Annotated in this window: 23 protein-coding genes; 14 read left to right on the forward strand and 9 right to left on the reverse strand. The window is 70.3% G+C overall.

What is annotated here, in order from left to right:
- Positions 1-28 precede the first annotated feature (28 nt).
- Complete coding sequence (locus AC5L30_RS03960) at positions 29-2,353, reverse strand: PKD domain-containing protein (protein WP_494865448.1); 2,325 nt, start codon at positions 2,351-2,353, stop codon at positions 29-31.
- Between the two features lie 247 nt (positions 2,354-2,600).
- Here AC5L30_RS03960 and AC5L30_RS03965 point away from each other — a divergent pair, with 247 nt between their 5' ends.
- Complete coding sequence (locus AC5L30_RS03965; RefSeq protein ID WP_494865450.1) at positions 2,601-2,801, forward strand: hypothetical protein; 201 nt, start codon at positions 2,601-2,603, stop codon at positions 2,799-2,801.
- A 68-nt stretch (positions 2,802-2,869) separates the two neighbouring features.
- On the opposite strand, the gene AC5L30_RS03970 is transcribed toward AC5L30_RS03965, so the two are convergent.
- Positions 2,870-5,188 (reverse strand): PKD domain-containing protein, encoded by a 2,319-nt coding sequence (locus AC5L30_RS03970; RefSeq protein ID WP_494865451.1) that lies wholly within the window; start codon positions 5,186-5,188, stop codon positions 2,870-2,872.
- Positions 5,189-5,363: 175 nt separating this feature from the next.
- On the opposite strand from AC5L30_RS03970, the gene purB reads away from it, so the two are divergent.
- Positions 5,364-6,788, forward strand: coding sequence for an adenylosuccinate lyase (gene purB, locus AC5L30_RS03975; protein WP_410819774.1), 1,425 nt, complete (start codon positions 5,364-5,366; stop codon positions 6,786-6,788).
- A 107-nt stretch (positions 6,789-6,895) separates the two neighbouring features.
- On the opposite strand, the gene AC5L30_RS03980 is transcribed toward purB, so the two are convergent.
- Together AC5L30_RS03980 and AC5L30_RS03985 are read right to left on the reverse strand one after the other, a co-directional pair.
- Positions 6,896-7,459, reverse strand: a complete 564-nt coding sequence (locus tag AC5L30_RS03980; RefSeq protein WP_494865452.1) for a YbjQ family protein — start codon at positions 7,457-7,459, stop codon at positions 6,896-6,898.
- Between the two features lie 24 nt (positions 7,460-7,483).
- Positions 7,484-8,167: a S1 family peptidase gene (locus tag AC5L30_RS03985; protein ID WP_494865453.1), complete on the reverse strand. Its 684-nt coding sequence runs from the start codon at positions 8,165-8,167 to the stop codon at positions 7,484-7,486.
- 357 nt (positions 8,168-8,524) lie between these two features.
- Here AC5L30_RS03985 and purS point away from each other — a divergent pair, with 357 nt between their 5' ends.
- The 4 genes from purS (at position 8,525) to AC5L30_RS04005 (ending at position 12,965) form a co-directional block, all read left to right on the forward strand.
- Positions 8,525-8,788 (forward strand): phosphoribosylformylglycinamidine synthase subunit PurS, encoded by a 264-nt coding sequence (gene purS, locus AC5L30_RS03990; protein WP_030491392.1) that lies wholly within the window; start codon positions 8,525-8,527, stop codon positions 8,786-8,788.
- Positions 8,785-9,468, forward strand: a complete 684-nt coding sequence (gene purQ / locus AC5L30_RS03995; RefSeq protein ID WP_433265746.1) for a phosphoribosylformylglycinamidine synthase subunit PurQ — start codon at positions 8,785-8,787, stop codon at positions 9,466-9,468. The genes purS and purQ overlap by 4 nt, the downstream gene beginning before the upstream one ends.
- Before the next feature lie 67 nt (positions 9,469-9,535).
- Positions 9,536-12,205: a phosphoribosylformylglycinamidine synthase subunit PurL gene (gene purL, locus AC5L30_RS04000; RefSeq protein ID WP_494865455.1), complete on the forward strand. Its 2,670-nt coding sequence runs from the start codon at positions 9,536-9,538 to the stop codon at positions 12,203-12,205.
- 4 nt (positions 12,206-12,209) lie between these two features.
- Positions 12,210-12,965, forward strand: a complete 756-nt coding sequence (locus AC5L30_RS04005) for a 2-phosphosulfolactate phosphatase (RefSeq protein WP_494866066.1) — start codon at positions 12,210-12,212, stop codon at positions 12,963-12,965.
- A gap of 166 nt (positions 12,966-13,131) precedes the next feature.
- On the opposite strand, the gene AC5L30_RS04010 is transcribed toward AC5L30_RS04005, so the two are convergent.
- On the reverse strand, positions 13,132-15,153 hold the full coding sequence (locus AC5L30_RS04010) for a hypothetical protein (RefSeq protein ID WP_494865456.1): 2,022 nt from the start codon (positions 15,151-15,153) through the stop codon (positions 13,132-13,134).
- 161 nt (positions 15,154-15,314) lie between these two features.
- Here AC5L30_RS04010 and AC5L30_RS04015 point away from each other — a divergent pair, with 161 nt between their 5' ends.
- The 5 genes from AC5L30_RS04015 (at position 15,315) to amcA (ending at position 20,017) form a co-directional block, all read left to right on the forward strand.
- A complete protein-coding gene (locus tag AC5L30_RS04015) occupies positions 15,315-15,668 on the forward strand; it encodes a sterol carrier family protein (RefSeq protein ID WP_494865457.1) in 354 nt (117 codons plus the stop codon).
- Between the two features lie 168 nt (positions 15,669-15,836).
- Positions 15,837-17,375, forward strand: a complete 1,539-nt coding sequence (gene purF, locus AC5L30_RS04020) for an amidophosphoribosyltransferase (protein WP_494865458.1) — start codon at positions 15,837-15,839, stop codon at positions 17,373-17,375.
- 57 nt (positions 17,376-17,432) lie between these two features.
- Positions 17,433-18,587: a phosphoribosylformylglycinamidine cyclo-ligase gene (gene purM / locus AC5L30_RS04025; RefSeq protein WP_130406149.1), complete on the forward strand. Its 1,155-nt coding sequence runs from the start codon at positions 17,433-17,435 to the stop codon at positions 18,585-18,587.
- Positions 18,588-18,717: 130 nt separating this feature from the next.
- Positions 18,718-19,821: a cyclophane-forming radical SAM peptide maturase AmcB gene (gene amcB, locus AC5L30_RS04030; protein WP_494866067.1), complete on the forward strand. Its 1,104-nt coding sequence runs from the start codon at positions 18,718-18,720 to the stop codon at positions 19,819-19,821.
- Entirely contained in the window at positions 19,790-20,017 is a 228-nt protein-coding gene (gene amcA / locus AC5L30_RS04035; RefSeq protein ID WP_124821604.1) for a multiple cyclophane-containing RiPP AmcA, read from the forward strand. The genes amcB and amcA overlap by 32 nt, the downstream gene beginning before the upstream one ends.
- A 136-nt stretch (positions 20,018-20,153) precedes the next feature.
- Here amcA and AC5L30_RS04040 read toward each other — a convergent pair whose 3' ends face one another.
- Both AC5L30_RS04040 and AC5L30_RS04045 read right to left on the reverse strand, forming a co-directional pair.
- Positions 20,154-20,369: a DUF3073 domain-containing protein gene (locus AC5L30_RS04040; protein ID WP_030332207.1), complete on the reverse strand. Its 216-nt coding sequence runs from the start codon at positions 20,367-20,369 to the stop codon at positions 20,154-20,156.
- Between the two features lie 301 nt (positions 20,370-20,670).
- Entirely contained in the window at positions 20,671-21,753 is a 1,083-nt protein-coding gene (locus AC5L30_RS04045) for a Leu/Phe/Val dehydrogenase (protein WP_494865460.1), read from the reverse strand.
- A 193-nt stretch (positions 21,754-21,946) separates the two neighbouring features.
- Here AC5L30_RS04045 and AC5L30_RS04050 point away from each other — a divergent pair, with 193 nt between their 5' ends.
- Both AC5L30_RS04050 and AC5L30_RS04055 read left to right on the forward strand, forming a co-directional pair.
- A complete protein-coding gene (locus AC5L30_RS04050; RefSeq protein ID WP_494866068.1) occupies positions 21,947-22,786 on the forward strand; it encodes a DUF8083 family protein in 840 nt (279 codons plus the stop codon).
- A gap of 250 nt (positions 22,787-23,036) precedes the next feature.
- Positions 23,037-23,246: a BldC family transcriptional regulator gene (locus AC5L30_RS04055; protein ID WP_007073996.1), complete on the forward strand. Its 210-nt coding sequence runs from the start codon at positions 23,037-23,039 to the stop codon at positions 23,244-23,246.
- An 86-nt stretch (positions 23,247-23,332) separates the two neighbouring features.
- On the opposite strand, the gene AC5L30_RS04060 is transcribed toward AC5L30_RS04055, so the two are convergent.
- Positions 23,333-23,722 (reverse strand): PPOX class F420-dependent oxidoreductase, encoded by a 390-nt coding sequence (locus AC5L30_RS04060; protein ID WP_425858907.1) that lies wholly within the window; start codon positions 23,720-23,722, stop codon positions 23,333-23,335.
- Positions 23,723-23,776: 54 nt separating this feature from the next.
- Here AC5L30_RS04060 and AC5L30_RS04065 point away from each other — a divergent pair, with 54 nt between their 5' ends.
- On the forward strand, positions 23,777-24,556 hold the full coding sequence (locus tag AC5L30_RS04065) for a class I SAM-dependent methyltransferase (protein WP_494865461.1): 780 nt from the start codon (positions 23,777-23,779) through the stop codon (positions 24,554-24,556).
- 52 nt (positions 24,557-24,608) lie between these two features.
- On the opposite strand, the gene AC5L30_RS04070 is transcribed toward AC5L30_RS04065, so the two are convergent.
- Positions 24,609-24,896, reverse strand: coding sequence for a hypothetical protein (locus tag AC5L30_RS04070; protein ID WP_238660820.1), 288 nt, complete (start codon positions 24,894-24,896; stop codon positions 24,609-24,611).
- Positions 24,897-24,907 lie beyond the last annotated feature (11 nt).

The following is a 24,907-nucleotide window of genomic DNA, read 5'->3' on the forward strand; positions in this document are numbered from 1 at the left end:
CCGGCGGGCGTCGGTAGTGCGGTAGGGCTCAGCCGAGGGTGAACCTCTCCCAGGTGCTGATGACCGAGCCGTTGGCGATCAGAGGCTTGGATCCTGCGCCGTCGGCGCTGACGTACTTGTTGTTGACGGCGGCCTTGAAGCTGACCGTGCCGTCGCTGTTGCGGACCATGGTGAACCGCTCCCAGGTGCTGGCCGTCGGTGCGTTCGCGATCAGCGGCTTGGCGCCTGCGCCATCGGCGGACACGAAGTGGTTGTTGACGCGGGCGAGGAGGCCAACCTGCCCGTTGCCGAGATCCACCACGTCGAACCGCTCCCAGCTGCTGGCGGTTGCCGCGCTCGCGATCAACGGCTTGGTCCCCGCGCCGTCGGCGCTGACGAAACGACCGTTGACCCGGGCCTTCAGGGACCGGTTCGCGTCCGGTACGACGACCTGGAGGAACTTCTCCCAGGTGCCGATGGTGGACCGGCTGGCGCTCATCGGAACGGCGCTGTTGACGTCGGCGGTCACGTACTTGTTGGTGACGGGCGCCTGGAGGCTGATGGTGCCGTCGCCGTTGCGCACCAGCGTGAACATCGCGGTTACGTCCACGATCATGCTGTCCGCGGTCAACGCGGCGAGGTCGAACTGGGAGATGGCGACGTAGCGACCGACCGCCCGGGAGAAGAGGGCGACCTTGCCGTTGCCGGCGTCCGCCAGGTCGAACTGGGCAATGGTGCTCGGTTCGGCCAGGTTCGGTCGAAACCCGAAGCCGGTCTGGTAACTCACGTAGCGGCGGTTGGACAGGGCGCGCAGACCCACCGCCCCGGTCGGCCGCAGCATGCTGATCCGCCTGTTGTGAGCCGTCGACCGACCGTCGGTGCCGGTGACCGTGACGATGACGAGGTAGTTGCCCGGGTTCGCGTAGGTGTGCGAGGCGATCGGGCTCGTCTGGGTGACGACGCTGCCGTCGCCGAACGAGAACGAGTAGGACGCGATCGGGTTGAGGCCGGGGGTGGAGGCGGACGCGTCCACGGTCACCGAGCGCGCCTGAAGACTCAGGGCGACGTCGAACGACACCACCGGGCCTCGGACGGCTTCCACGGTTCCACGGTCGGCGTAGGGGACCGGGCCGGCACCGGTGTTCGGCACGCCCGGGTCGTCGATGCGCGGCGAGCCGGCGCGGTCGAGGGTCGGGTAACCGGGTGCGGCCGAGTTCGCCGAGTCGATGTTGTCCTGGGCCTGTCCCGTCTCGCGGTCGTGCGCGGCCTGGCCGGAGGCGGCCCGGAACGCGGCGAGACCCATCCGGGTGTTCCAGGCGTAGATCTGCGGTGAGTCGTTGTTGTAGTGGTGGGCGTTGTTGTAGTCGACGACCGTCTTCCCGACGGCCCCGCCGTAGACGCCGATCTCGACCCCGTCCAGCACCTTCGTGTCGCAGTGGACCTGACCGAAGTAACCGTTCAGAGCGAGCACGTTGTTCTGCACCGAAACGCCGGACGAAGCTCCGTCGACCCGGATCCCGTCGCGGCAGCGGTCCTTGATGGTGTTGTTGGTGATCGCCGTGTTGGTGGCCCCGTTGTTGTGCACGCCGTGGCCGGCGCCCCCGGAGATCACGTTGTTGGCCACCACGGTGCCGGCCGCGCCAGGCCCGAGCGCGACCGCCGCACTGGTGAAGCCGTCGACACGGCCACCGATGTACGAGTTGCCCGGCCCGTCGATCCGGACGCCGACCGTGTTATCGGCAAGGACGTAGTTGGCATAGCCCTGCACGGTCGTGCCCTGGATGTTTACGTCACTGCTCGCGGCGTCCATGGTGATGCCGGCGGTGGAGGTCAACCCACTGACGGTGATCTTCGACAGGCTCGAGCTGGTCACACCGGCGAACCGGATCACCGGTGACGTCGCGGGCTTGTCCAGGGCGTAGGTGCCGCCCCGGATGGTGACGCCCGAGGAGTTGCGCGCATCCACGGCCGGCACGTCACCCGATCCGACGACGCCGATGTTCTGAAGCACCACATCGTGTTGGCCGTCGATGACGAAACCGGCCGATGCGCCGCTCAGGGTGGCGGAGGTGGAGCTGCCCACGAACACGATCGGCTGTTGCGGAGTGCCGGACGAGGTGACGCTGACTCGCTCCATGTAGACACCGCCGCCGATGTCGACGGTCTGCCCGCCGGTGACGATCGCTGCTGCGGCGCCGATCGAGCAGAACGGCTGCGTCAAGGTGCCCGGAAACTGGTCCGAGCAGCCGGTGGCGGGGTTCTGCCGGACGTAGAGCGTCGTCGGAACGTCCGCCTGGGCAGGCAGTGCGGCGCCCACCAGGGCACCGCCGGTCATTACGACGGTCGCGAAACCGGCGAAGAGGGATTTACGCATGCTGGCCTCGAAGATGAGGAGGATCCGGCGACGCCGGGAGTCAGATAAAGGTGATCTTGCATGATCGACAGGCGAGGCGCTGACCCGGGTGACAAAACGGCCAACCGCCTCGTGACGTCCCGGTCGGGCGGATCGAAGCGGCCGGCAGGTAGACGTTCACGTCCTGTTCAACGGGTGGCTGACCGCCCGTGAGGTTGCCGGGCAACGGTGACCGTCCGCACCCCCGAACGAGGTGCGCGTGCGTTCGATGCCACCTGCGTCCGGAACGGGCCGGTACGAGAGGGTGTTCCGGGCACCCACCGCAGCCGACCTGGACCGGCTGCGCGTCGACTACCGGGTCCGTTGGCTGTTCGCCGACACCCGGGCCGGCGAGGTGTCGCCCGTGCTGGCCGGGCTGGCCCAGGTACGCCTCGTCTCCGGCAGCGTCACGGTCTACGAGCTGCGCTGACTCGCCCTCGCACGACGACGCCCGCCGGACCCGAGGGTCCCGGCGGGCGTCGATCAAGTGGGGCCGGCTCAGCCGAGGATGAACTTCTCCCAGGTGCTGATGGCCGGGCCGTTGGCGATCAGTGGCTTGCTGCCCGCGCCATCGGCGCTGACGTACTTGTTGTTGATGCCGGCCTTGAAGCTGACCGTGCCGTCGCTGTTGCGGACCATGGTGAACCGCTCCCAGGTGCTGACGGTCGGGCCGTTCGCGATCAGCGGCTTGGCGCCTGCGCCGTCGGCGGACACGAAACGGCTATTGGCGCGGGCGACGAGGGCGATCTGACCGCTACCGAGGTCGGCGAAGTCGAACCGCTCCCAGCTGCCGGCGGTCGCCGCGCTCGCGATCAACGGCTTCACACCGGCACCGTCGGCTATCACGAAGCGGCCGTTCACGCTGGCCTTCAGCGACCTGTTCGCGTCGGCGACCGGAACCTGGGCGAACTTCTCCGAGGCGCCGATGGTGGATCGGCTGGCGCTCATCGAGACGGTGCCGCTGGCGTCGGCGGTGACGTACAGGTTGTTGCTCGCCCTGAGGCTGACGGTGCCGTCACTGTTGCGAACGACGGTGAACTTCTCGGTGGTGCCGACCACCTGGCCCGCGGCGTTCAGGGACTCGTTGGCCGACTGCGTGACGTAGCGGCCGTTGGCCCGCGCGACGAGGGCCACCTGGCCGTTGCCGGCGTCCGCCAGGTCGTACTGCGCGGCGGCGGTCAACCCGACCTGGTTCGGCAGGAGAACCGGCGCGGACGTACCCACGTACCGACGGTTGGACAACGCGAGCAGGCCCACGGAAGCGGTCCGCCGCAGCACGCTGACCTGCTCGGTGCTACTGCCGGACAGGCCGTCGGTCCCTGTGGGGGTGACGGTGATGTCGTAGGTGCCCGGCGTGGTGTATTTGTGCGTGGCGATCGGACCGGACTGGCTGGTGGTGGAGGTGCCGTCGCCCCAACGGAACTCGTAATCACGGATCGGGACGAAGCCCGGCGTGGAGGCGGAGGCGTCCACCCTGACCGTGCTCGTGGCGAGGTCCACTGTGACGTCGAAGGACGACACCGGGTGTTTGATGGCCTCCGCAGTGCCGCGGTCGGCGTACACGATCGGGCCGGCGCCGGTGTTCGGCACGGCCGGATCGTCCCGGCGTGGCTTCCCCTCGGTGTCGAGATCCTGGTAGCCGGGCGCCGTCGAGTTCGCCGAGTCGACGTTGTCCCGGACATCCGACGTGTACCGGTCGTGTGCGGCCTGCCCGGAGACGGCGCGGAACTGGGTGAGACCCATCCTGGTTCCGTTCCAGGAGTAGCCGGTCGCGGACGTGAACTGGTGCCAGGTGTTGTTGTAATCGATCACCGTGCCGCTCAGCGCCGCGTCGTAGACCCCGATCTCGGCTCCCGCGGGAGCCTGCGGATCGCAGTAGCCCTGGTTGAAGGCGCCGTTGTTGCGGAGCAGATTGTTCTGTACCGAGACCTGGGACGACGCCCCGTCGACCCGGACGCCGCCCAGGCAACGGTCCTGGATGTCGTTGTTGGCGATTGCCGTGCCCACGGCTCCGCGGTTGTGGATGCCGTATCCGATACCGCCCTTGATCCGGTTGTTGGCGATCACCGTCGCGGAGGCGGCAGGGCCCACCGAGATGGCAGCTCCGGAGAAGCCGGCGACATCGCCGCCGACGATCGTGTTGCGCGGCCCGTCGATTCGAATGCCCACGCCGCCATCGGCGGCAATGTATTTCGGGTCGGTCGCCACCAGCGTGTCGTCGACGATCACCTCGCTGGTGGAGGCATCCATGGTCAGTCCGCCGGCGAGCGCCGTCCCGCTGGCGATGACCTGTTCCAGCAGCGCCGTCGTCACGTTGGCGAGTCGGATGGCGGGCGCGGTCGCGACGTTCGCCATCGTGAACGTGCCGCCCGCGATCACGATGTTCGAGGCGTTACGCAGATCGATGGCGGGTACATCGGCTGACCCGCTGACATTGAATTCTTGGATGTAGATGTCGTGCTGGCCGTCGACGACCAGGCCCGCGTTCGGGCCGACAAGCGTCACCGGTGTGCGCGGGGTCCTGGCGATGAAGGAGATCGACGATTCGGGTGTGCCGGAGCTGGTGAGGGTGACGCGCTCGGCGTAGGTGCCGCCGTCGACAAAAACCGTCGTGCCGGCGGTCACCACGGCGGCTGCTGCACCGATCGTGCAGAACGGCGTGGTTTCGGAGCCTGGCCCCTGGTCGGTGCAGTTCGCGTCGGCCTGCTTGACGTACAGGATCACGGGTTCGGCTGCCTGGGCGGATCCGCCGGTGGCCAGCAGGGTGCCGCCGGTCACCGCGATCGCGGTGAGGCCGGCGAGGGATCTTCTACGCATGCGTGCCCTCTGTCGTGAAGGTGGATTCGGCTTCGCCGGAGATCAGATGGAGACCATGATCCGATACCGGCTGGTAGCTGCACCGCCCCGGGCGACAAAACGGCCACCCGGCCCCACCGGCACCCGCCCTGGCCTGCTGGCCGGACGGGTCGCCGGGTAGGAGAGAATGAGGCACGTGACGACGATCCCCAACGTGCTGGCCAACCGGTACGCCTCGCCCGAACTGGTCGCCCTCTGGTCCCCGGAGGAGAAGGTGCGGATGGAGCGGCGGCTCTGGCTCGCCGTTCTCCGCGCTCAGCGCGACCTGGGCGTGCCGGTGCCGGACGGTGTGGTCGAGGCGTACGAGCGGGTGCTCGACCAGGTCGACCTCGCCTCGATCGCCGAGCGGGAGCGGGTCACCCGGCACGACGTGAAGGCCCGGATCGAGGAGTTCAGCGCGCTCGCCGGGCACGAGCACGTGCACAAGGGGATGACCTCCCGGGACCTGACCGAGAACGTCGAGCAGCTCCAGGTGCGCGCCTCGCTGGAGCTGATCCGCGACCGGGTGGTGGCCACCCTGGCCCGGTTGGCCTGGCTGGCCCACGAGCACTCCGAGCTGGTCATGACCGGCCGTTCGCACAACGTGGCGGCGCAGGCCACCACGCTGGGCAAGCGCTTCGCGTCGGCTGCGGAGGAGCTGCTGATCGCGTACGAGCGGCTGGAGGAGCTGATCGCCCGTTACCCGCTGCGGGGGATCAAGGGACCGGTCGGTACGGCCGCCGACCAGCTCGACCTCTTCGACGGCGACGCCGACAAGGTGGCCGAGTTGGAGCGGCGGGTCGCCGAGCACCTGGGGTTCTCCCGGGTGCTGGACAGCGTCGGGCAGGTCTACCCGCGCTCGCTCGACTTCGACGTGCTGGCCGCGCTGGCCCAGACGGCCGCCGCGCCGTCGTCGCTGGCCACCACGATCCGGTTGATGGTCGGTCAGGAGTTGGCCACCGAGGGCTTCAAGCCGGGCCAGGTCGGTTCCAGTGCGATGCCGCACAAAATGAACACCCGTTCCTCGGAGCGGGTGAACGGCTTCGCCGTGATCATCCGGGGTTACCTGTCGATGGTCGGCGAGTTGGCCGGTGACCAGTGGAACGAGGGGGACGTGTCCTGCTCGGTGGTCCGCCGGGTGGCACTGCCGGACGCGTTCTTCGCCGCCGACGGGCTGTTCCAGACGTTCCTCACCGTGCTCGACGAGTTCGGCTCGTACCCGGCAGTGATCAACCGGGAGCTGGAGCGTTTCCTGCCGTTCCTGGCCACCACGAAGATCCTGGTCGCGGCCGTCCGTCGGGGCGTCGGTCGGGAGGTCGCCCACGAGGTGATCAAGGAGCACGCGGTAGCAGTGGCGCTGGCGATGCGCGAGAAGGGCTCACCGGAGAACGACCTCTTCGACCGGCTCGCGGCGGACGGTCGGCTCGGCCTGTCCCGCGCCGACATCGACACCCTGGTCGCCGACCGCAACGCCTTCGTGGGCGCCGCCCAAGCCCAGGTGGCAGCGGTGACAAGCCGCATCACCAAGGTGGTAACGGCCCACCCGGAAGCCGCCACCTACAGCCCACCCCCCATCCTCTAACCCCCACCCCCCCTGCGCGTTGATCATGAAGTTATCGCCGCGACACGCCGATGCGTAGGGCAATAACTTCATGATCAATGGAGATGGCGGCCGTGGGGGTGGTGGGGTTATTCGCCGGTTGGGGTTTCGGCGGCGGTTCTCAGGTTGGGGGCGCTGGCCGGTTCGGCGATACCGCCGGGAGATCCGGTGAAGCCCGCGGTCTCCGCGGTCTCCGCGGCGACCGCCGGCTGGTCCGCCGGCATGACCTCGGGCATCGTGGGTACGGCGACCACGGCCGTTCCGTACGCGCAGATCTCCATCCACATCTCGCCGCAGTCCCGGCTGTCGAACCGCATGCCGATCACCGCGTTCGCGCCGAGCCGCAGGGCCTCCTCACCGAGGCGGGCCACCGAATCGGTGCGCCACCGGGTCAGGTTGTCCGGGGCCATCGGGTCGTACGCGCCACCGCGCAGGTTCTTCACACCCTCGCGGTACGGGTTGCGCGTCCTGGCCATCGATGACACCACCTCACCGAGAATCTGGCGGATCTCGTAGCCGGGCAGTTGCTCTGTCGTCACGACCAGCACGTTTCCGATGCTGTCAGGAGTGGCGCGACCCGATCGTGTGCATTGTTCACCTGATCGGATGCTGCAAAACGACGCGGCGCGGACGGCCGGCACGTGGCCGACCATCCGCGCCGAGCGGGGCGCTAACCGTCAGACACCGGCCACCGAGGTGATCCAGGCCCGGTTGTACGCAACGCTGCCGTAGTTCTGGATGCTCGACCCGTCGGCGGTGGAGGCGACGCCGACCTGCTGACCGTTGTAGAACTGCGGGCCACCGGAGTCACCGCGCCAGGCGTTGCCGTTGATCCGGGTGCTGCGGATCGCCTGGCCGCCGTACGCGTCGGTGACGCTGTTGCTGGTCACCCGGACGGTGGCGGTCTTCAGCTGGGTGGACGCCGAGCAGCCGCTGTAGCAGGTCATGCCCCAGCCGTAGATCGAGTTCGTCGAGTTGATCGGCGGGTTGCTGCTGGCCAGGCTCACCGCGGAGGTGCTGACGGTGCTGGAGAGCCGCATGAGCGCGAGGTCGTAGCGGGTGTAGGTGGCGCTGACCGTGCGGGTGACCCCACCGGAGGTGCGGTTCACGCTTCCGATGCGCACCGACATGGTGCCGCTGATGCAGTGCCGGGCGGTGAGCACCCACTGTGCGGCGATGACGCTGCCGGAGCAGGTGAACGAGCCGTTGCTGAATACTGCGGCGGCCCACGGCGCGGACGAGACGGTGCCGCCGCCGATGATCGGTTGCGGGCCGGCTGGGGCGGCGGACGCGGCGGACGTGACGCCGAGGGCGCCGACCAGCGCGGTGCTGAGTACGGCGAGCAGGGGGCGGATGCGCATCGGGTGGACTCCTTGGACGGGGCGGGCCCGGGATCGCCGGGTGCGGATGGGGCGGCAGCGGGGGTTCCCGCGAGCCACCTGAATCGACTTACGTCGATGTACAGTAGAGCCCGACGCGATCCTTATCAAGGATTTGATCGAGGTTGACCAATGTAACGATTCGGCCACCCGCTGCGCCGTATATGTCCTGCTGAGGCCACCTGTCGCGCCTGACGGGTCACCCTGAGCGTCGGTAAGGTTGATCACTGCCTGAACTGCACCCGGCCGGTGCGTCCGTGGCGATATCTGCCAGGTACGCTGGCTGCGCTCGCCCGTTGTGGGTCGGCACCCAACTGCGTACACAGTCAGGAGTGCCCAGTGCCTCGCGTCGTCGTCGACGTCATGCTCAAGCCCGAGATCCTTGATCCGCAGGGCCAGGCCGTCGCAAACGCGCTGCCCCGGCTCGGCGTCGGTGATGTCGCCTCGGTTCGGATCGGCAGGCGGATCGAGATCGAGTTCACCGGGGAACCGGACCTGGACCGCGCTCGGGAGATTGCCGACAAACTGCTCGCCAACCCGGTCATCGAGGACTTCACCGTCCGCCTGGTCGAGGCCGACGAGACCGCGGACGCCCGCTCGTGACCGCCCGGGTCGGTGTGGTCACCTTCCCCGGCTCGCTCGACGACGGGGACGCGGCCCGGGCCGTCCGGATCGCCGGCGCCGAGCCGGTCCGGCTCTGGCACGGTGACCCGGAGCTGCACGGCGTCGACGCGGTCGTCCTGCCCGGCGGGTTCTCCTACGGTGACTACCTGCGGTGCGGTGCCATCGCCCGGTTCGCCCCGGTGATGGAGACGATCGTGGACGCCGCCCGGGGTGGTCTGCCGGTGCTCGGCATCTGCAACGGCTTCCAGATCCTGTGCGAGGCGCACCTGCTGCCCGGCGCGCTCACCCGCAACCAGCACCTGCACTTCCGCAACCGGGACCAGGTCCTGCGCATCGAGTCGGCCGGGACCGCGTGGACCAACGCGTTCCAGCCCGGCCAGGAGGTGCTCATCCCGGTCAAGAACGGCGAGGGCTGCTACGTCGCGGACACCGCGACGCTGGACCAGCTCGAAGCCGAGGGCCGGGTGGTCGCCCGCTACGTCGGCGGCAACCCCAACGGGTCCCAGCGCGACATCGCCGCGATCACCAACACCGCCGGCAACGTGGTCGGCATCATGCCGCACCCCGAGCACGCGGTGGAGGCGCTCACCGGCCCTTCGCTGGACGGCCTCGGCTTCTTCACGTCGGTCCTCAAGCACCTGGTGGGGGCGCCGGCGTGACCGGCGGCACGATCATCGGTCAGCTCAACCGCCGGTCTGGCGGGCACGAGCGCAGCGAGGAGAGGTCATGACCACCCATCCGGACCCGGTACGGGACACACCGGAGGCGTACTCCGCCCCGGCGCAGCCGGCCGAGCCGAGCCCGGCGCAGCCGGTCGCACCGGCGACCGCTCCCGCCCAGCCGGCCGCCGCCGTCTGGACCGAGGGCGTGGACACCGTGCCGCGCGCCGGTGGCACCCCGGGCGAGCTTCAGCCGTACACCGAGCTGGGCCTGCGCGACGACGAGTACGACCGGATCCGGCAGATCCTCGGCCGCCGGCCCACGCAGTCCGAGCTGGCCATGTACTCGATCATGTGGAGCGAGCACTGCTCCTACAAGTCGAGCAAGGTGCACCTGCGCCAGTTCGGTGAGAAGGCCCCGCACAGCGACCGGCTGCTCGCCGGCATCGGTGAGAACGCCGGTGTCGTGCAGGTCTCCGACGAGCTGGCGGTGACCTTCAAGGTCGAGTCGCACAACCACCCGAGCTTCGTCGAGCCGTACCAGGGCGCGGCGACCGGCGTCGGCGGCATCGTCCGGGACATCCTCGCCATGGGCGCCCGCCCGGTCGCGGTGATGGACCCGCTGCGCTTCGGTGCCGCGGACCACCCGGACACCGCCCGGGTGCTCACCGGCGTGGTTGCCGGCGTCGGCGGCTACGGCAACTGCCTGGGCCTGCCCAACATCGGTGGTGAGCTGGTCTTCGACCCCTCCTACCAGGGCAACCCGCTGCTCAACGCGCTCTGCCTGGGCGTGCTGCCGGTCGACCGGTTGCAGAACAAGGCCGCCGCCGGCCCGGGCAACGTTGTCGTGCTGATGGGCGCCAAGACCGGCCGGGACGGCATCGGCGGCGTTTCGGTGCTGGCCAGCGCGACCTTCGACGAGGGCAGCGAGGCACGCCGACCCGCCGTGCAGGTCGGCGACCCGTTCACCGAGAAGCTGCTGATCGAGGCGTGCCTCGAGCTGTACGACGGCCAACTGGTCGTCGGCATCCAGGACCTCGGCGGCGCCGGCCTGACCTGCGCGCTCACCGAGACCGCCGCCGCTGCCGGCACCGGCATGCGGGTCTGGCTGGAGCGGGTTCCGCTGCGCGAGCCCTCGATGGACCCGCACGAGATCCTGGCCAGCGAGTCGCAGGAGCGGATGCTGCTGGTCGTCGAGCCGGACAAGCTCGACGCGGTGCTCAAGACCTGCGAGAAGTGGGGCGTCCTCGCCACCGCGATCGGTGAGGTCACCGCACCGGAGCCGGACGGCCGCCCGGGTCGACTGCTGATCACCTGGCAGGACCACCTGGTCGTCGACGTGCCGCCGGGATCGCTGGTCGACGACGGCCCGGTCTACGCCCGGCCGATGCGTGAGCCGGCCGACCTGATCCTGCTGCAGGCCGACCGGGCCGAGACGCTGCCCCGCCCGGCCGACCCGCAGGCGCTGCGGGAGACCGTGCTGCGCATGATCGCGTCGCCCAATCTGGCCGACAAGACCTGGGTCACCGAGCAGTACGACCGCTACGTGCTGGGCAACACCGTGCTTGCCCAGCCGGAGGACGGCGGCGTGATCCGGATCGACGAGCGGACCGGTCTCGGCGTGGCGCTGTCGGTCGACGGCAACGGCCGGTACACCCGCTTGGACCCGTACAACGGCACCAAGCTGGCCCTGGCCGAGGCGTACCGGAACGTGGCGGTGACCGGCGCGAAGCCGATCGCCGTGACCAACTGCCTCAACTTCGGCTCCCCGGAGGACCCGGGGGTGATGTGGCAGTTCGCCGAGGCCGTGCGCGGCCTGGCGGACGGCTGCCTGGAGCTGGGCATCCCGGTGACCGGCGGCAACGTCAGTTTCTACAACCAGACCGGCGCGGCGGCCATCCACCCGACCCCGGTGGTCGGTGTGCTGGGCGTGCTGGACAACGTCGCCGACCGGGTGCCGATGGGCTTCGTGCCGCGCGCCGGTGGCGACCACGACCAGCTCTACCTGCTCGGCGAGACGAACGTCGAGCTGTCCGGCTCGGAGTGGGCCTGGGTGACGCACGAGCACCTCGGTGGCATTCCGCCGCAGGTCGACCTTCTCCGCGAAAAGGCGCTGGCTGAGCTGTTGGCCGAGGCGGCCCGGGTCGGTCACCTCAGCTCCGCGCACGACCTCTCCGACGGCGGTCTCGCCCAGAGCCTGGTCGAGTCCTGCCTGCGGCGCGGCGTCGGTGCGCGGGTCGCGGTTCCGGAGCAGTTCACCGAGGGCTCGATGCCGTTCGTCTACCTGTTCAGCGAGTCCGCCACGCGGGCACTGGTGTCGGTACCGCGCGGCCACGACAAGGCGTTCGCGGCGCTCTGCGCCGAGCGGGGCGTGCCGTTCGAGCTGATCGGCGTCACCAACCCGTCCGGTGGGGCGCTCGAGGTGCACGGCCAGTTCCGGATCAGCCTGGACGAGCTGCGCACCGCGCACACCGAGACGTTGCCGCGCCTCTTCGGGGGCTCGGCGGCCGTCGAGGTGCCCGCACCGGCTGCCGGTGTGGCGGGTGCGGTCGAGGCCGTTCCGCTGCCGGTCGCGCCGGCTGAACCGGTCGACGCGGCAGCGGTGGTCTCCGAGCCGATCGCCTCTTCGGGTCCTTCCCCGGAGACCGACGCGGTCCAGCCGATCGGGTCAGAGCAGCCCGGCGGGGCGTCCGAGTCTGACCCCGGTGACACCGAGCCGTCGCCTGACGAGCGCTGAGGCGTTGGCGGCCGCCGTCTACGGCCAACCCGGATCCGGTGCCCGGTTCGACTGGGGGCTGACCGGGGCGGCCGAGCTCGGTCGGGTCTGCGCGGCGCTGGTGGTGGTGGACGTCCTCTCGTTCACCACCGCCGTGGAGGTGGCGGTCGCCCGGGGCATGCGGGTGCACCCGTTCCCCTGGGGTGAGCAGGCCGCCGAGTACGCCGTCCGGGTCGGCGCGACCGCGGCGGTCGGGCGGCGGCAGACGACCCCGGAACATCCGTGGTCGCTCTCGCCCGCCGCGCTGAGCAGCGCGCCGCTGGTGGCGGACCTGGTGCTGCCCTCCCCGAACGGCTCGGCCATCAGCGCCGCCGCCAGCGCCACCGGCCTGCCGGTGGTCGCGGCGTGCCTGCGCAACGCCCGCGCCGTCGGGCGTTGGCTGCGCCGCCAGGGGTACGGCACGGTGAATGCCCCCATCGGCGTGATCGCCTCGGGCGAGCGGTGGCCGGACGGGTCGCTGCGCCCGTCCGTGGAGGACCAACTCGGTGCCGCATCGGTGCTGGACGCCCTCTCCGACGTGCCGGGTGGGCTCTCGGTGGAGGCGGCCATGGCGCTCGCCGCGCTGGCGAGCACCCCGGATGTGCCCGCCGCCGTGCGGGGCAGCGTCTCCGGGCGGGAGTTGACCGAGAGCGGCTTCGCCGCGGACGTGGATGTCGCCGTCCGGATCGGCGTGTCGGACGTCGTGCCGGTGCTCCACCAGGGCGTCTTCTCCGCCGCCTGACCGCGTTGCCTGACCGCGCCGGCACGCGCGATGTGATCAACTCGGCTTTCAGGAAGTCGGGGTGTCCAGGGCTGCGGGATGACCCGACTTCATTGATCGCGAGTGGGTCTTGCAGCGAAACGGCCACCCGGATCTCCGGGTGGCCGTTTCCGTGCGTTGTGGTGGGTCAGTCGTCCAGCCAGTCGAGGCGGCGACCGCCGCGCTCGGTCGGCGGCGGGGTCTCCGGTCGGTTCCGCCCGGCGGGCTGGCCGTAGCCGCCCTGGTCGTAGCCACGGTCGTCGTAACCGCCGCCGCCGCGTTGCTGCGGAGGCTCCTGGCCGTAGTTGCCGCCCTGGTCGTACCCGCCGGCGGGCTGGCCGTAGCCGCCCTGGTCGTAGCCACGGTCGTCGTAACCGCCGCCGCCGCGTTGCTGCGGAGGCTCCTGGCCGTAGTTGCCGCCCTGGTCGTACCCGCCGGCCGGTTGGCCGTAGCCGCCCTGGTCGTACCCGCCAGCCTCCGGACCGCTGTACCCCGCGGTCGGCTCGGCAGCGCGACCGCCGTACGGGGCGGCATCGGGCTGGCCGTACCCCTGCCCCTGCTCCGGCTGGTAGACGCCGGTGGCGTACGGGTCGGCCGGGGCCGGGTACTGGGTGCTGTCGCCGGTGTACCGGCCGGTCGGCTCGTCGAACCGCTCGCCGTAGGCCGCTCCGCCAGCGGGAGCCGGCGGGTAGGCGGCGGTACCGCCCGGGGCGTCGTAGTCACGGCTGCCGTAGCCGCCGCCGGATGCCGGAGCGTTGCCGTAGCCGCCGCCGGAGGCCGGCGCGCCGCCGTAGCCAGCGCCGGAACCGGGTGCGGCGCCGTAGCCGTCACCGGCCGCGCCAGCGCCGTAGCCGCCCTCAGGGCCGGACGGGGCGCCGTAGCCGCCGCCAGAGGCGGGAGCGTTGCCGTAACCGCCCGCGCCGTAGCCACCGGGCGCTGGCTCGTCGCCGTAGCCGGCGCCGCCCCAGCCCTGCTGACCCGCAGCGCCGTACGCCTGCGCAGGCGCGCCGTACGGGTCCGGCGGAACGTCGTCGACCACCGGGCGGTGCATCATCGTCGGTGCCTCGCTCAGCGCCGCGCCGCCGACCATGGTCGGATCCGCTCCGGGACGACCGCCGACCACCCGGGTCTGGTCGTCGGCGCCGCGGAACCCGCCCCGCGAGGGCGGCACCACACCGCCGCCACCGGCAGCCGCCGGAGCATCGTCGTCGTCGCCGTTCTCCTTGCGCTTCATCCAGAGCAGCACGATCGTGCCGACACCGGCGGCGACCAGCAAACCACCCAGCAGGATGATGAGGTACGAGCTCATGCCGCCGCTGTCCTCGTTGTTCGCGGCGTTCGCCGGAGCACCCTGGCTGGCCTCCTCGGTGGGCTCCTCCTCGGTGCCCTCCTCGGTCGCCTCATCGGTGGGGGTGGCCTCGGGAGTGGCGGACGGGGTGGCGCTGGGCGTCACCTCGACCTTGATCGCGAGGCTGAGCCGCTGCCCGGTGACGGCCTGCCCGGCGCTGGCGTTCAGGGACTTGAACGCCTTGATGTTGTCGAACGACGCGCCCAGGTCGATCCGGCCGGGTGCGATCGGCTTGTCGGTGGTGCCGGTGAACCGGAAGTCGCCGCTGCCGTTGCTGGTGGCGTCGTAGCGGTGACCGGCGGTGTCCTGGAGAACCACGAAAGCATTCGGCACGGCCTTGCCGTCCGCCTGCGCGACCACCTTGCCGGAGACCGACCGCACGGTCTGGTTCTGCGGCGGCGGCGGAGCGGCCTTGCCCTTCACGGTCAGCGAGACGGTGGCGGTGTCCGGGCCGGACTCGGCCTCGACGGCCACCGTGACGGTCGCGGTCGCGTCGCCAGCGTTGTCATTGGCCGCGATCCTGACCAGCTGCGATCTCGGCTGATTGCCCAGGCCGGTGAATTCAACCTCGCCACAACCGCTGGCGCAGCGAACACCCGAGGGCAGGCCGGCGAGGCTGATCGTCGCCTTGTCGTCGCCGTTACCCGGAGTGACGCTCACGGTGATCGTGGCGTCGCTGCCGGCGTTTACGGTGATCGAGCCAGGGGAAACGTTGACCTCTGCGGCCATGGCTGGTGTGGCGGGGACGGCGAGCAGAGCGCCGGCAACCAGCGCTACGACCACACCGGCCCGCTGCTTCCAGGCACGTCGGTGTGTTGACACGTCCACCGCCTTCCGGGCTGACTTCCCTCTGACCGGCGGGGCGCCGGGCCGGGGATCATCACGGTACGAATACGCCGTCGGCAACTATGCCTTGTCCGACTGCATGAGCGCGACCCAGGGCCAGCGTCGCGTGTCTGGCCTCGGGGTCGTATCGTCCCGTCGTGTCCTCTCCGCACAGTAAGTCCGCTGCCGTTACGGCCGCGTTGTCGGCGCTCGACGAGGGGCGTACACCCGAACGGCCGGTGTTCCGAGAGGCGGTCCGGTCGTTGTTGGCCGTCCTCGCGGAGCGCGCCCCCGGCCGATCGGTGGAGGTGCGCGTCCCACCATACGGGGCGATCCAGTGCGTAGCGGGGCCTCGACACACCAGGGGAAATCCACCGAACGTGGTCGAGATGGCCCCGAATACCTGGCTGGAGCTGGCAACCGGCAGGGTTGGCTGGGCGGAGGCGGTCACCGACGGTCGCGTCCAGACGAGTGGCAACCGCGCGGACCTCTCGGCGCATCTGCCCCTCTAGTCGTCCCGATGTCCCACTCAGCGTGACGGAGAGCGGTGAGATCGTGACTTTCTGTATTGACGCCGATTCGCGTACACTGTCAGGCGATGACAGTGGTCCCGGCAGAGGAGTGTGGATCCGCCCGTGATCCCCGCCCGGCCGGTCCAGACCAGCATGAGGGAGCGGTAGGTGCCCCGAGGCGACGGCCGGCTGAGCCACGACCTTGACCCCCAACGACCCGGCCCACAGGATGCCTGCGGCGTCTTCGGTGTCTGGGCCCCCGGCGAAGAGGTTGCCAATCTGACCTACTTCGGCCTCTACGCCCTACAGCACCGCGGCCAGGAGGCGGCGGGCATCGCGGTGAGCGATGGCTCCGGCGTGGTGGTCTACAAGGACCTTGGCCTGGTGGCGCAGGTCTTCGACGAGCCCACCCTGGCGAGCCTGCGGGGTCACCTGGCGATCGGGCACGCCCGATACTCCACCACCGGCGCGTCGAACTGGGAGAACGCCCAGCCGACGATCCGGTCGACCACCTCCGGCACGACCATCGCGCTGGCCCACAACGGCAACCTGGTCAACACCGCCGAGCTGGAGAAGGAGGTCGCCGAGCGCGGCCTCATCGCGGACGGTTCGACCAACGACACCTCCCTGGTGACGATGCTGCTCGCCAGCCGACCGGATCTGTCGGTCGAGGCGGCCGCGCTCGAGGTGCTGCCGCAGCTGCGCGGCGCGTTCAGCTTCGTCTTCATGGACGAGTCGACCCTCTACGCGGCCCGCGATCCGCACGGCGTACGTCCGCTGGTGCTCGGCCGCCTGGAGCGCGGCTGGGTCGTCGCCAGCGAGACGGCCGCACTGGACATCGTCGGCGCCAGCGTGGTGCGTGAGGTCGAGCCGGGCGAGCTGATCGCGATCGACGAGAACGGGCTGCGCTCCACCCGGTTCGCCGCGCCGGAGCCGAAGGGCTGCCTCTTCGAGTACGTCTACATCGCCCGCCCGGATGCCACGATCGCCGGGCGCAACGTCCACTCGGCGCGGGTGCAGATCGGTCGGCAGTTGGCCAAGGAGCACCCGGTCGAGGCCGACCTGGTGATCCCGGTGCCCGAGTCGGGCACGCCGGCCGCCATCGGGTACGCGGAGGCGTCCGGCATCACCTACGGCGCCGGCCTGATGAAGAACCCGTACGTGGGTCGTACCTTCATCCAGCCGTCGCAGACCCTGCGTCAGCTCGGCATCCGGCTCAAGCTCAACCCGCTGCGGGAGAACGTCCGCGGCAAGCGGTTGGTGGTCGTGGACGACTCGATCGTGCGCGGCAACACCCAGCGCGCCATCGTGCGGATGCTGCGTGAGGCGGGGGCGCTGGAGGTGCACGTCCGGATCTCCTCCCCGCCGGTCAGCTGGCCGTGCTTCTACGGCATCGACTTCGCCACCCGGGCGGAGCTGCTGGCCAACGGGTTGGACAACGACGGCATCCGGCGCTCCATCGGCGCCGACACGCTGGGCTTCGTTTCGCTTCCTGGCCTGATCGCCGCGACCGAGCAGCCGAAGACCCGGCTGTGTCGGGCGTGTTTCGATGGGGAGTACCCGATCGAGTTGCCGGCCGGCAACCTGATCGGCAAGCACGTGCTCGAAGGGGTGGGTCGACGCGTCGCCAACTCGGCGTCGGAGACCCCGCACACCAACGGCTCGTCCGTCGCCACTCCGGGTGGCGTTACCGCAAACCGCCCGTAGCACCAACCGGCGCGGCCCGGCCACCGCCGGCGGCACCGAGAACCAAAGGGGAGAACCGTGACGCACGTGTCCGAGCGCAGCGGCGCAGGAAGCAGCCCGACCGGCGCCGGCGGCGACCGCCAGCCCTGGACGGGCGGTGCTGGCCGCCAGGCGCGCAAACGCTCGGTCTCGTACGCCGACGCCGGTGTCTCCATCGACGCGGGCGACCGCGCGGTGGAGCTGCTCAAGTCGAAGGTGCGGCAGACCCGCCGTCCCGAGGTGCTCGGTGACCTCGGTGGCTTCGCCGGCCTGTTCCGGCTCGACACGAAGAAGTACAAGAGCCCGATCCTGGCGTCCTCCACCGACGGGGTGGGCACCAAGCTGGTGATCGCCCAGCAGATGGACATTCACGACACGGTCGGCATCGACCTGGTCGCGATGGTCGTCGACGACCTGGTGGCCTGCGGCGCCGAGCCGCTGTTCCTGCTCGACTACATCGCCACCGGCGAGGTCGTGCCGGACAAGGTCGCCGAGATCGGCGCGGGCATCGCCGACGGCTGCCGCTACGCCGGCTGCGCGCTGCTGGGCGGGGAGACCGCCGAGCACCCCGGCGTTCTGCGCCCGGACGAGTACGACATCTCCGCGACCGGTGTGGGCGTGGTCGAGGAAGCCGACATCCTCAGCCCTGAGCGGGTCGAGGTGGGTGACGTGGTGATCGCCATGCGCTCCTCCGGCCTGCACTCCAACGGGTACTCGCTGGTCCGGCACGTGCTGCTCGGCGCGGCCCGGATGCGGCTGGACATCGTGATCGACGATTTCGGTCGGCAGCGCACCCTCGGTGAGGAGCTGCTCACCCCGACCAAGATCTACGCCAAGGACTGCCTCAAGCTGATCGCCGAGGCCGAGGTGCGGGCGCTGTCCCACATCACCGGTGGCGGCATCCCCGGCAACCTGGTCCGGGTGCTGCCCGAGCACGTCGACGCGGTGGTCAACCGGTCCACCTGGAAGCCGCAGCCGATCTTCGACCTGATCCAGTCGAAGGGTCGGATCGACGACCAGGACATGGAGTCGACCTTCAACATGGGCGTCGGCATGTTCGCCATCGTGTCGGCCGAGGACGCTGACCGGGCGCTGGCCACCCTGACCGGCCGTGGCGTCGAGGCTTGGCAGGCCGGCGAGATCATCGAGGGCACTGGCAACGTGCAGATGGTTGGTCAGCACACCCGAGGATGACCACTCTCCGGTGATCGTACGGGCACCTGATCAGGGCTTCACCCGAGTGGCCAATGCCGCCTAGCCTGAAGGGCACCCTCAGGCTAGGCGGAGGAGGGCGATGGCTGCTCGGGGACAGTCGTTCAGCGGGATGCGCGGTCTGGCCGCCGTCCCGTCGTACGTCGTCATGCAGCCCACCACCCTCTGCAACCTCGACTGCGCGTACTGCTACCTGCCGTTTCGGGCCGCCGACCGCCGGATGCCGGTGGCGGTGGCCGAGGCGGTCGCGGCTGCGGTCAATCCCTGGGCGGCGAACGGTCGCTTCTCCGTGGTGTGGCATGGCGGCGAGCCCCTGGCCGCCGGTCGAGAGCACCTGGCCGAGCTGATCGCACCGTTCGGGCCCGAGGTCGAGCACCACGTGCAGACCAACGCCACCCTGATCGACGACGACTGGTGCGACTTCTTCGTCCGGCACGAGATGCGGGTGAGCGTGAGCGTCGACGGGCCCCGGGCGCGCAACGGCGACCGGGTCAACCGGGGCGGTCAGCCGGCGTACGACCGGATCCTGCACGGCATCTCGGCGCTGCGCCGGCGCGGGCTGCCCTTCTCCGCGCTGGCCGTGGTGTCCCGACCGGCGCCGGGGCTCGCCACCGAGCTGTACGACTACTTCCTTGAGCTGGGCTGCGACGTGCTGGGCATCAACATCGAGGAGACCGAAGGGGTCAACACCCGCGACAACCACCACGACCCTTCGGCGGTGTCCGCGTTCTGGGCGGAGTTGGTCGGGGCGTGGCGCCGGGAGCCCCGGATCCACCTCCGCGAGATCGAGTGGTCGTTGCGCTACGCCGCGGCGGTGCTCGACAACTCGGCGGACGCGGTGCTGCCCCGCCAACTGGACCCGATCCCGACGATCGGTCACGACGGTTCGGTGATCGTGCTCTCCCCGGAACTGGCCGGCTTCACCGATCCGCGCTACGGCGACTTCAGCAGCGGCAACGTGCTGACGACCCCGTTGGCGCAGATCCTCGGCAACGCAGCGGCGACGCCGTGGGTGGGGGAGTTCCTGGCCGGGGTGGAAGCGTGTCGTTCGTCCTGCCCGTACTTCGGCTTCTGCGGCGGTGGCCATGCCGCCAACCGTTACTTCGAGCTGGGGCGTTTTGACGGTACGGAGACCGAGCACTGCCGCAACAGCAAGATCCGCCTATTGGAGGGAGTGTTGGAGCATGCCCGAGACCACGAGTCACCGGCGGCCTGAGCGCGAAGCGGACGACGGAGTCACCGAACGGGTGCGAGACGCGGCTCCCGCGCTCGTCGCGCTGCTCCAGGAGGCCGAGGACGCACGGCGGCTGCGCTCGGAGGTGTCGGGCGGAGACGGCTCCAGCGCGGTCTGCGCCTGGAACCACTTCGAGAACATCCCGACCTTCTACAACTGGAACAACCGCCCGCGCTGAGAGAGCCGTGGTCAGGGGCCTGTCGAGCGGCCGGAGTGGTTCCGGTCGGGCCAGGCCCCTGAGCGTCGGCGACTGCACCTGCACGGGACGTGCGTGAGCACGCGGGGGTTACCGCGTGCTCAGCTGCGTCGAGAGGTCAGCGGGTCGGACGGACCCAGGGATCCGGATCGTCGTCCGCGTGATCCTCATCATCGTCGTCGACGAACTCTTTAGAGTCGTCGTCGAAGTGGTGCTCAGACTTACCAGCACCCGCCAGTTCGCGCTGCAAGGCGGTGAGGTCGGTGTTCGGGGAGTGGTACTTCAACTCCCGCGCCACCTTAGTCTGCTTGGCCTTAGCACGGCCGCGCCCCATGGCTCGACCCCCTCGCACAGAATGCGGGGCAGCCCGAAGGCGGGCCCCGATGACGTCAGGCATCTCTCGTGGCTCTTACGGTACATGGGGATGCCACCGTTCGGCACCTCGGGTTACCGTCAGCCGGCTCTGCGCGTCGCGTCGATCCGGCCGTCACCCAGTGTACCGGGTAAGGAGCGGAACGGTTAGCACCCGTGACACCGGACAAACCGCATCAAAATTGACCCGGGCTCAGCTTACCCAGCCGCGCCGGCACCGGGGGGCCCGGAGGCGGATCTCGTCGATCCGCCCCCGGGAACGCTCAGCGCAGGTGGATCGCGCGCAGCCGGCCGACGTCCGCCATCCGCCGCTCCGCCAGCCGGTCAGCGGCCACGGCCGGTGGCACACCCTCCGCGTCGGCCAGGTGCAGGATCTCGCGGGTGGTGTCGTAGATCCGGGTCGCCCGCAGCTTCGCCCGATCGAAGTTGAAGCCCTCGATCTCGTCGGCCACCTGGATGACGCCGCCCGCGTTGACCACGTAGTCGGGGGTGTAGAGGATGCCCCGGTCGGCCAGCAGCTTCTCGATGCCCGGGTGGGCGAGTTGGTTGTTCGCCGCCCCGGTCACCACCTTGGCGCGCAGCGCCGGAACGGTGTCGTCGTTCAGTGCGCCGCCCAGCGCGCACGGCGCGTATACGTCGAGGTCCGCGGCGACCAGTGCGCTGGAGTCGTCGACCAGGGAGACCTGCGGGTGGTTGGCGCGCACCCACGCCAGCGCCTTCGGGTTGACGTCGGTGGCGACCACCTCGGCGCCATCCTCCAGCAGGTGCCCGGTGAGGTACTTGCCGACCTTGCCCAGGCCGGCCACGCCGACCCGCCGGCCCCGGAGGCTCGGGGTGCCCCACACGTGCTCGGCAGCGGCCCGCATCCCCTGGAAGACACCCCAGGCGGTGAGGATCGACGAGTCGCCGGCGCCGCCGTGCTCCACGCTGCGCCCGGTCACGTAGCGGGTCTCCCGGGCCACGACGTCCATGTCCGCCACGTACGTGCCGACGTCGCAGGCGGTGTAGTAGCGACCGCCCAGCGACTCCACGAAGCGGCCGTACGCGCGCAGCAGCGCCTCGCTCTTGATCTGCTCCGGGTCGCCCCAGATGACAGCCTTGCCGCCGCCCAGGTCCAGCCCGGCGAGCGCGTTCTTGTATGCCATCCCGCGGGACAGGTCCAGCACGTCGGCGAGGGCGTCGTCCTCGCTCGCGTACGGGTAGAAGCGGGTGCCGCCGAGCGCCGGGCCCAGCGCGGTGGAGTAGATCCCGATGATCGCCTTCAGGCCGCTCTGCTTGTCCTGGCAGAACACGACCTGTTCGTGACCGGTCGATACCGGGTCGTCGGTGCTCGCGAATACGCCCATGGTTGGCTCCTACGATGGTGTGCGTCCTTGTGGAACGCGGACCTGGTGGACCCCGGCGGGGATGCTGCCGGCGTGATCGAGCCTAGTATCGGCCGCCGTGCGCGCGCTCGACGCGCCACCGCCGTCCCACGTTGCGGCGCGCGTGCTCCGGCCGCTGAGCGCGTACGGGCGTGGTTCGTGGGAGGATCGCGCGGTGCCGTCGCTCTTCGCTTCTTACCTGCGCGTGTACGAACCGTTGGCCGCCTTCGACCGAGACCGGCAGAGCTACTGGCGCCGCTACGTCTCGGAGGGGCGCGCGGTCGCCCCAGTCGAGGGGCCCGGTCGGCAGCGGACGGCGGTGATCGAGGCGCTGGGCGCGGGCTGGACCCGGCTGCCGGACCTGCCGGAGGAGGCGTACGTCCTGGAGACGGACGACAGCCTGCTGGTCTGTCCGTGGAACCTGCGCATCCGGGTCGCTGAGGCGGCGCTCAGCGCCCGGGACGGGGTGCCCTCGGTGCTCGCCGACGCCTTCGTGCCGCCAGTGCTCGCCGGGCAGGCCAGGGCGGTGGTGGACGACTGGCGCAGTGGCGCCCGGGTGCTGGAGCACGGGGTGCCCCGGGTGCACGAGCAGATCGCCACCTGGGGCGTACCGCTGCGCTGGTTCGTGCTCTTCGATCCAACGGAGCGGGACATGGTCACCCAGCCGGGCCGGCGGGCGCTGCGCTACCGCACCGAGATCTCCAAGGCACGACGCCGCTCGTCCCGGGCGCTGTCGGTGCTGCGCAAGTCGGTGGGCGAGGCGCCGATCACCGAGGCGGTGGAGGAGGCGGCCCGCTGGCTGGAGGAGTTCCATCCGCGGTCCGTCGTCGAGCTGGACTACGGCGGTCTGGTCGACCTGCTCTCCGACGAGACCCTCGCCGCGGACGACTCGCCGGAACTGGTCGCCGGTGGCCTCGCGGGGCTGGCGCGCGGTGAGGCCGAGGAGGCGTCCGCCGCGTACGACAAGTTGGTGGCACGGTGGCGCGCGGTGCAGCTGTTGGAGCGGTGTAACTAGGACATATCACCCTAGGAGCGCTCCCAAGGTGAGTTGCGCTCGTAGTTGACGCATCACGAACCGTGATCATGAGTCCGAATAAGGTACTTTCTGCCGTGTAAAAGTCGTAAAAATCGGGCATGGTTCATCCGTCCGTCTAGGGACCTTCATCCGTTCGGCCCATGTCGGACATCGGGGACTAGCCGGACCATGGGAGACGCGTCGGCCGGCGGGACCCCGGCCGATGTCTATACATGTGGAGGAGTGACCGATGGCATCGCGAACGCACGAACCAGAGCCGCTACTCACGCCGGCCGAGGTGGCGTCGATGTTCCGGGTCGACCCGAAGACGGTGACCCGGTGGGCCAAGGCTGGCAAGCTCAGTGCCATCCGCACCCTGGGTGGCCACCGTCGGTACCGTGAGTCGGAGGTCAGGGCGCTGCTGCAGGGCCAGATCCCGCAGCAGCGGCAGGGCGACTGAGCCGGCAGAGTTTTTCGTCAGGGGCGGTGGATCTCGATCCGCCGCCCCTTTTCATGCCCCGCCGAGCCTGACACCGGCCGCGCGGGTCAGCGCTGAGGCTCGGCCAACGTCACCCGGATGCCAACCGTGCCGCCCTCGCCGCGCCGCAACCGACTGCCCAGCAGGCTCAGCCGACCGATCAGGCGGTACTTGTGCTTCAGCAGGTCGCGGACCCGACCGGTGTCACCGCCCCCGTAGATCGTCGCGTGGGCCGGCACCTCCGCCCCGTGGGGCCGCCCCCGCACGTCGCACGGGGCCACTGTCACCTCGCCGTTGTGGCGGATCCGCTTCACCTTGCCCGAGTCGGCCCGGGTCCAGACCGCCAACGCCTCGCCGTCGCGTACCGCCCAGACCGGGGTCGGCACCGCCCGACCGTCCTTGCGGAAGGTCGTGAGCAGGATGTACTTCTCGGCCGACAGCCGGTCCAGCGTGGTCACGCCGCCAGGATACGGCCGGCGCGGGCCACTGAGTGGCCGGATAGCGTGAACGTCGTGACGGTTGAGCCTCTAATCGGTGACGTGATCGGCGAACTGCTGCGGGACACGCTCGCCGTGGCCACCGGGGTGGGCCCCCGCCCCCTGGTCGGTGGTCGACTGCCGCGACCGGTCATCGAGATCATCGAACGGGACGACGGTCTGATCAACGGCGCCCCGGCCGCGCACTACCTGGACGGGCCGGCCGAGTGGCAACCGTACGACCACCGCGCGGTGGACCGGGCGCACGGCGAGACGCTGGACATCGGCACCGGAGCCGGCCGGATCGCGTTGCTGCTCCAGGAGCGCGGCGTACCCGTCACCGGGCTGGACACCTCCGCCGGTGCGCTGGAGGTGAGCCGGCGTCGCGGGGTCCGGCGGCTGGTGCACGGCACCGTCGACACGCACATCGCCGACGGTTCGCGGTACGACACCTTCCTGCTGCTCGGTAACAACCTTGGGCTGTTCGAGGGGCGGGAGCGCGCCCCCGAGTTCCTGGCCGCGCTCGCCGCGCTGGCCCGACCGGGGGCGCAGATCATCGCGCAGGGCACCGACCCGTACGGCACCCGTGACCCGCTGCACACCGGCTACCACGAGCGCAACCGGCGGCGCGGCCGGCTCGGTGGCCAACTGCGGTTGCGGCTGCGCTATCGCGAGTTGAGCACCGAATGGTTCGACTACCTGGTCTGCTCGGCGGACGAGTTCGCCAGCCTGGTGCACGGCACCGGCTGGCGGCTCACCGATGTGGACGACCGCGACGCCCCCTACTACCTGGCCACCCTGCGCCTCGTGGACTGAGCGACGGCCCCCGCGTTCCGCCGGGCGCGGAGGCAGGGGCCCGTCGTACGTCTCAGACCTGGACGGTCGGGGGAAGCTGCTCGGGCGGCAGGCCGCCGTCGCCGTCGACCACCTCGTCCGGTTGGCCGTCCTCGTCGATGTCGACCATGGTGATGTCCACCTTGCCGTCACCGTCGGTGTCGAACTGGAACAGGTCCGCCTTGCCGTCGCCGTCGGTGTCCACCACCCACACGTCGGTCTTGCCGTCGTTGTTGGTGTCGGCGCGCAGCAGTTCGACCCGCTCGTCGCCTCGGGTCTCCACGGTCTCCCCGTCGGTGACGCTCTCCGGTGCCTGGCTCATCTCGATGCGGT

This window comes from Micromonospora sp. BQ32 (assembly GCF_059358895.1).

Coding starts and splice junctions, on each gene's coding strand:
- AC5L30_RS03960 (WP_494865448.1), bottom strand. CDS start 2,353: ATGCGTAAATCCCTCTTCGCCGGTTTCGCGACCGTCGTAATGACCGGC.
- AC5L30_RS03965 (WP_494865450.1), top strand. CDS start 2,601: ATGCCACCTGCGTCCGGAACGGGCCGGTACGAGAGGGTGTTCCGGGCA.
- AC5L30_RS03970 (WP_494865451.1), bottom strand. CDS start 5,188: ATGCGTAGAAGATCCCTCGCCGGCCTCACCGCGATCGCGGTGACCGGC.
- AC5L30_RS03980 (WP_494865452.1), bottom strand. CDS start 7,459: ATGGTCGGCCACGTGCCGGCCGTCCGCGCCGCGTCGTTTTGCAGCATC.
- AC5L30_RS03985 (WP_494865453.1), bottom strand. CDS start 8,167: ATGCGCATCCGCCCCCTGCTCGCCGTACTCAGCACCGCGCTGGTCGGC.
- purL (WP_494865455.1), top strand. CDS start 9,536: ATGACCACCCATCCGGACCCGGTACGGGACACACCGGAGGCGTACTCC.
- amcB (WP_494866067.1), top strand. CDS start 18,718: ATGCGCGGTCTGGCCGCCGTCCCGTCGTACGTCGTCATGCAGCCCACC.
- amcA (WP_124821604.1), top strand. CDS start 19,790: ATGCCCGAGACCACGAGTCACCGGCGGCCTGAGCGCGAAGCGGACGAC.
- AC5L30_RS04040 (WP_030332207.1), bottom strand. CDS start 20,369: ATGGGGCGCGGCCGTGCTAAGGCCAAGCAGACTAAGGTGGCGCGGGAG.
- AC5L30_RS04045 (WP_494865460.1), bottom strand. CDS start 21,753: ATGGGCGTATTCGCGAGCACCGACGACCCGGTATCGACCGGTCACGAA.
- AC5L30_RS04055 (WP_007073996.1), top strand. CDS start 23,037: ATGGCATCGCGAACGCACGAACCAGAGCCGCTACTCACGCCGGCCGAG.
- AC5L30_RS04070 (WP_238660820.1), bottom strand. CDS start 24,896: ATGAGCCAGGCACCGGAGAGCGTCACCGACGGGGAGACCGTGGAGACC.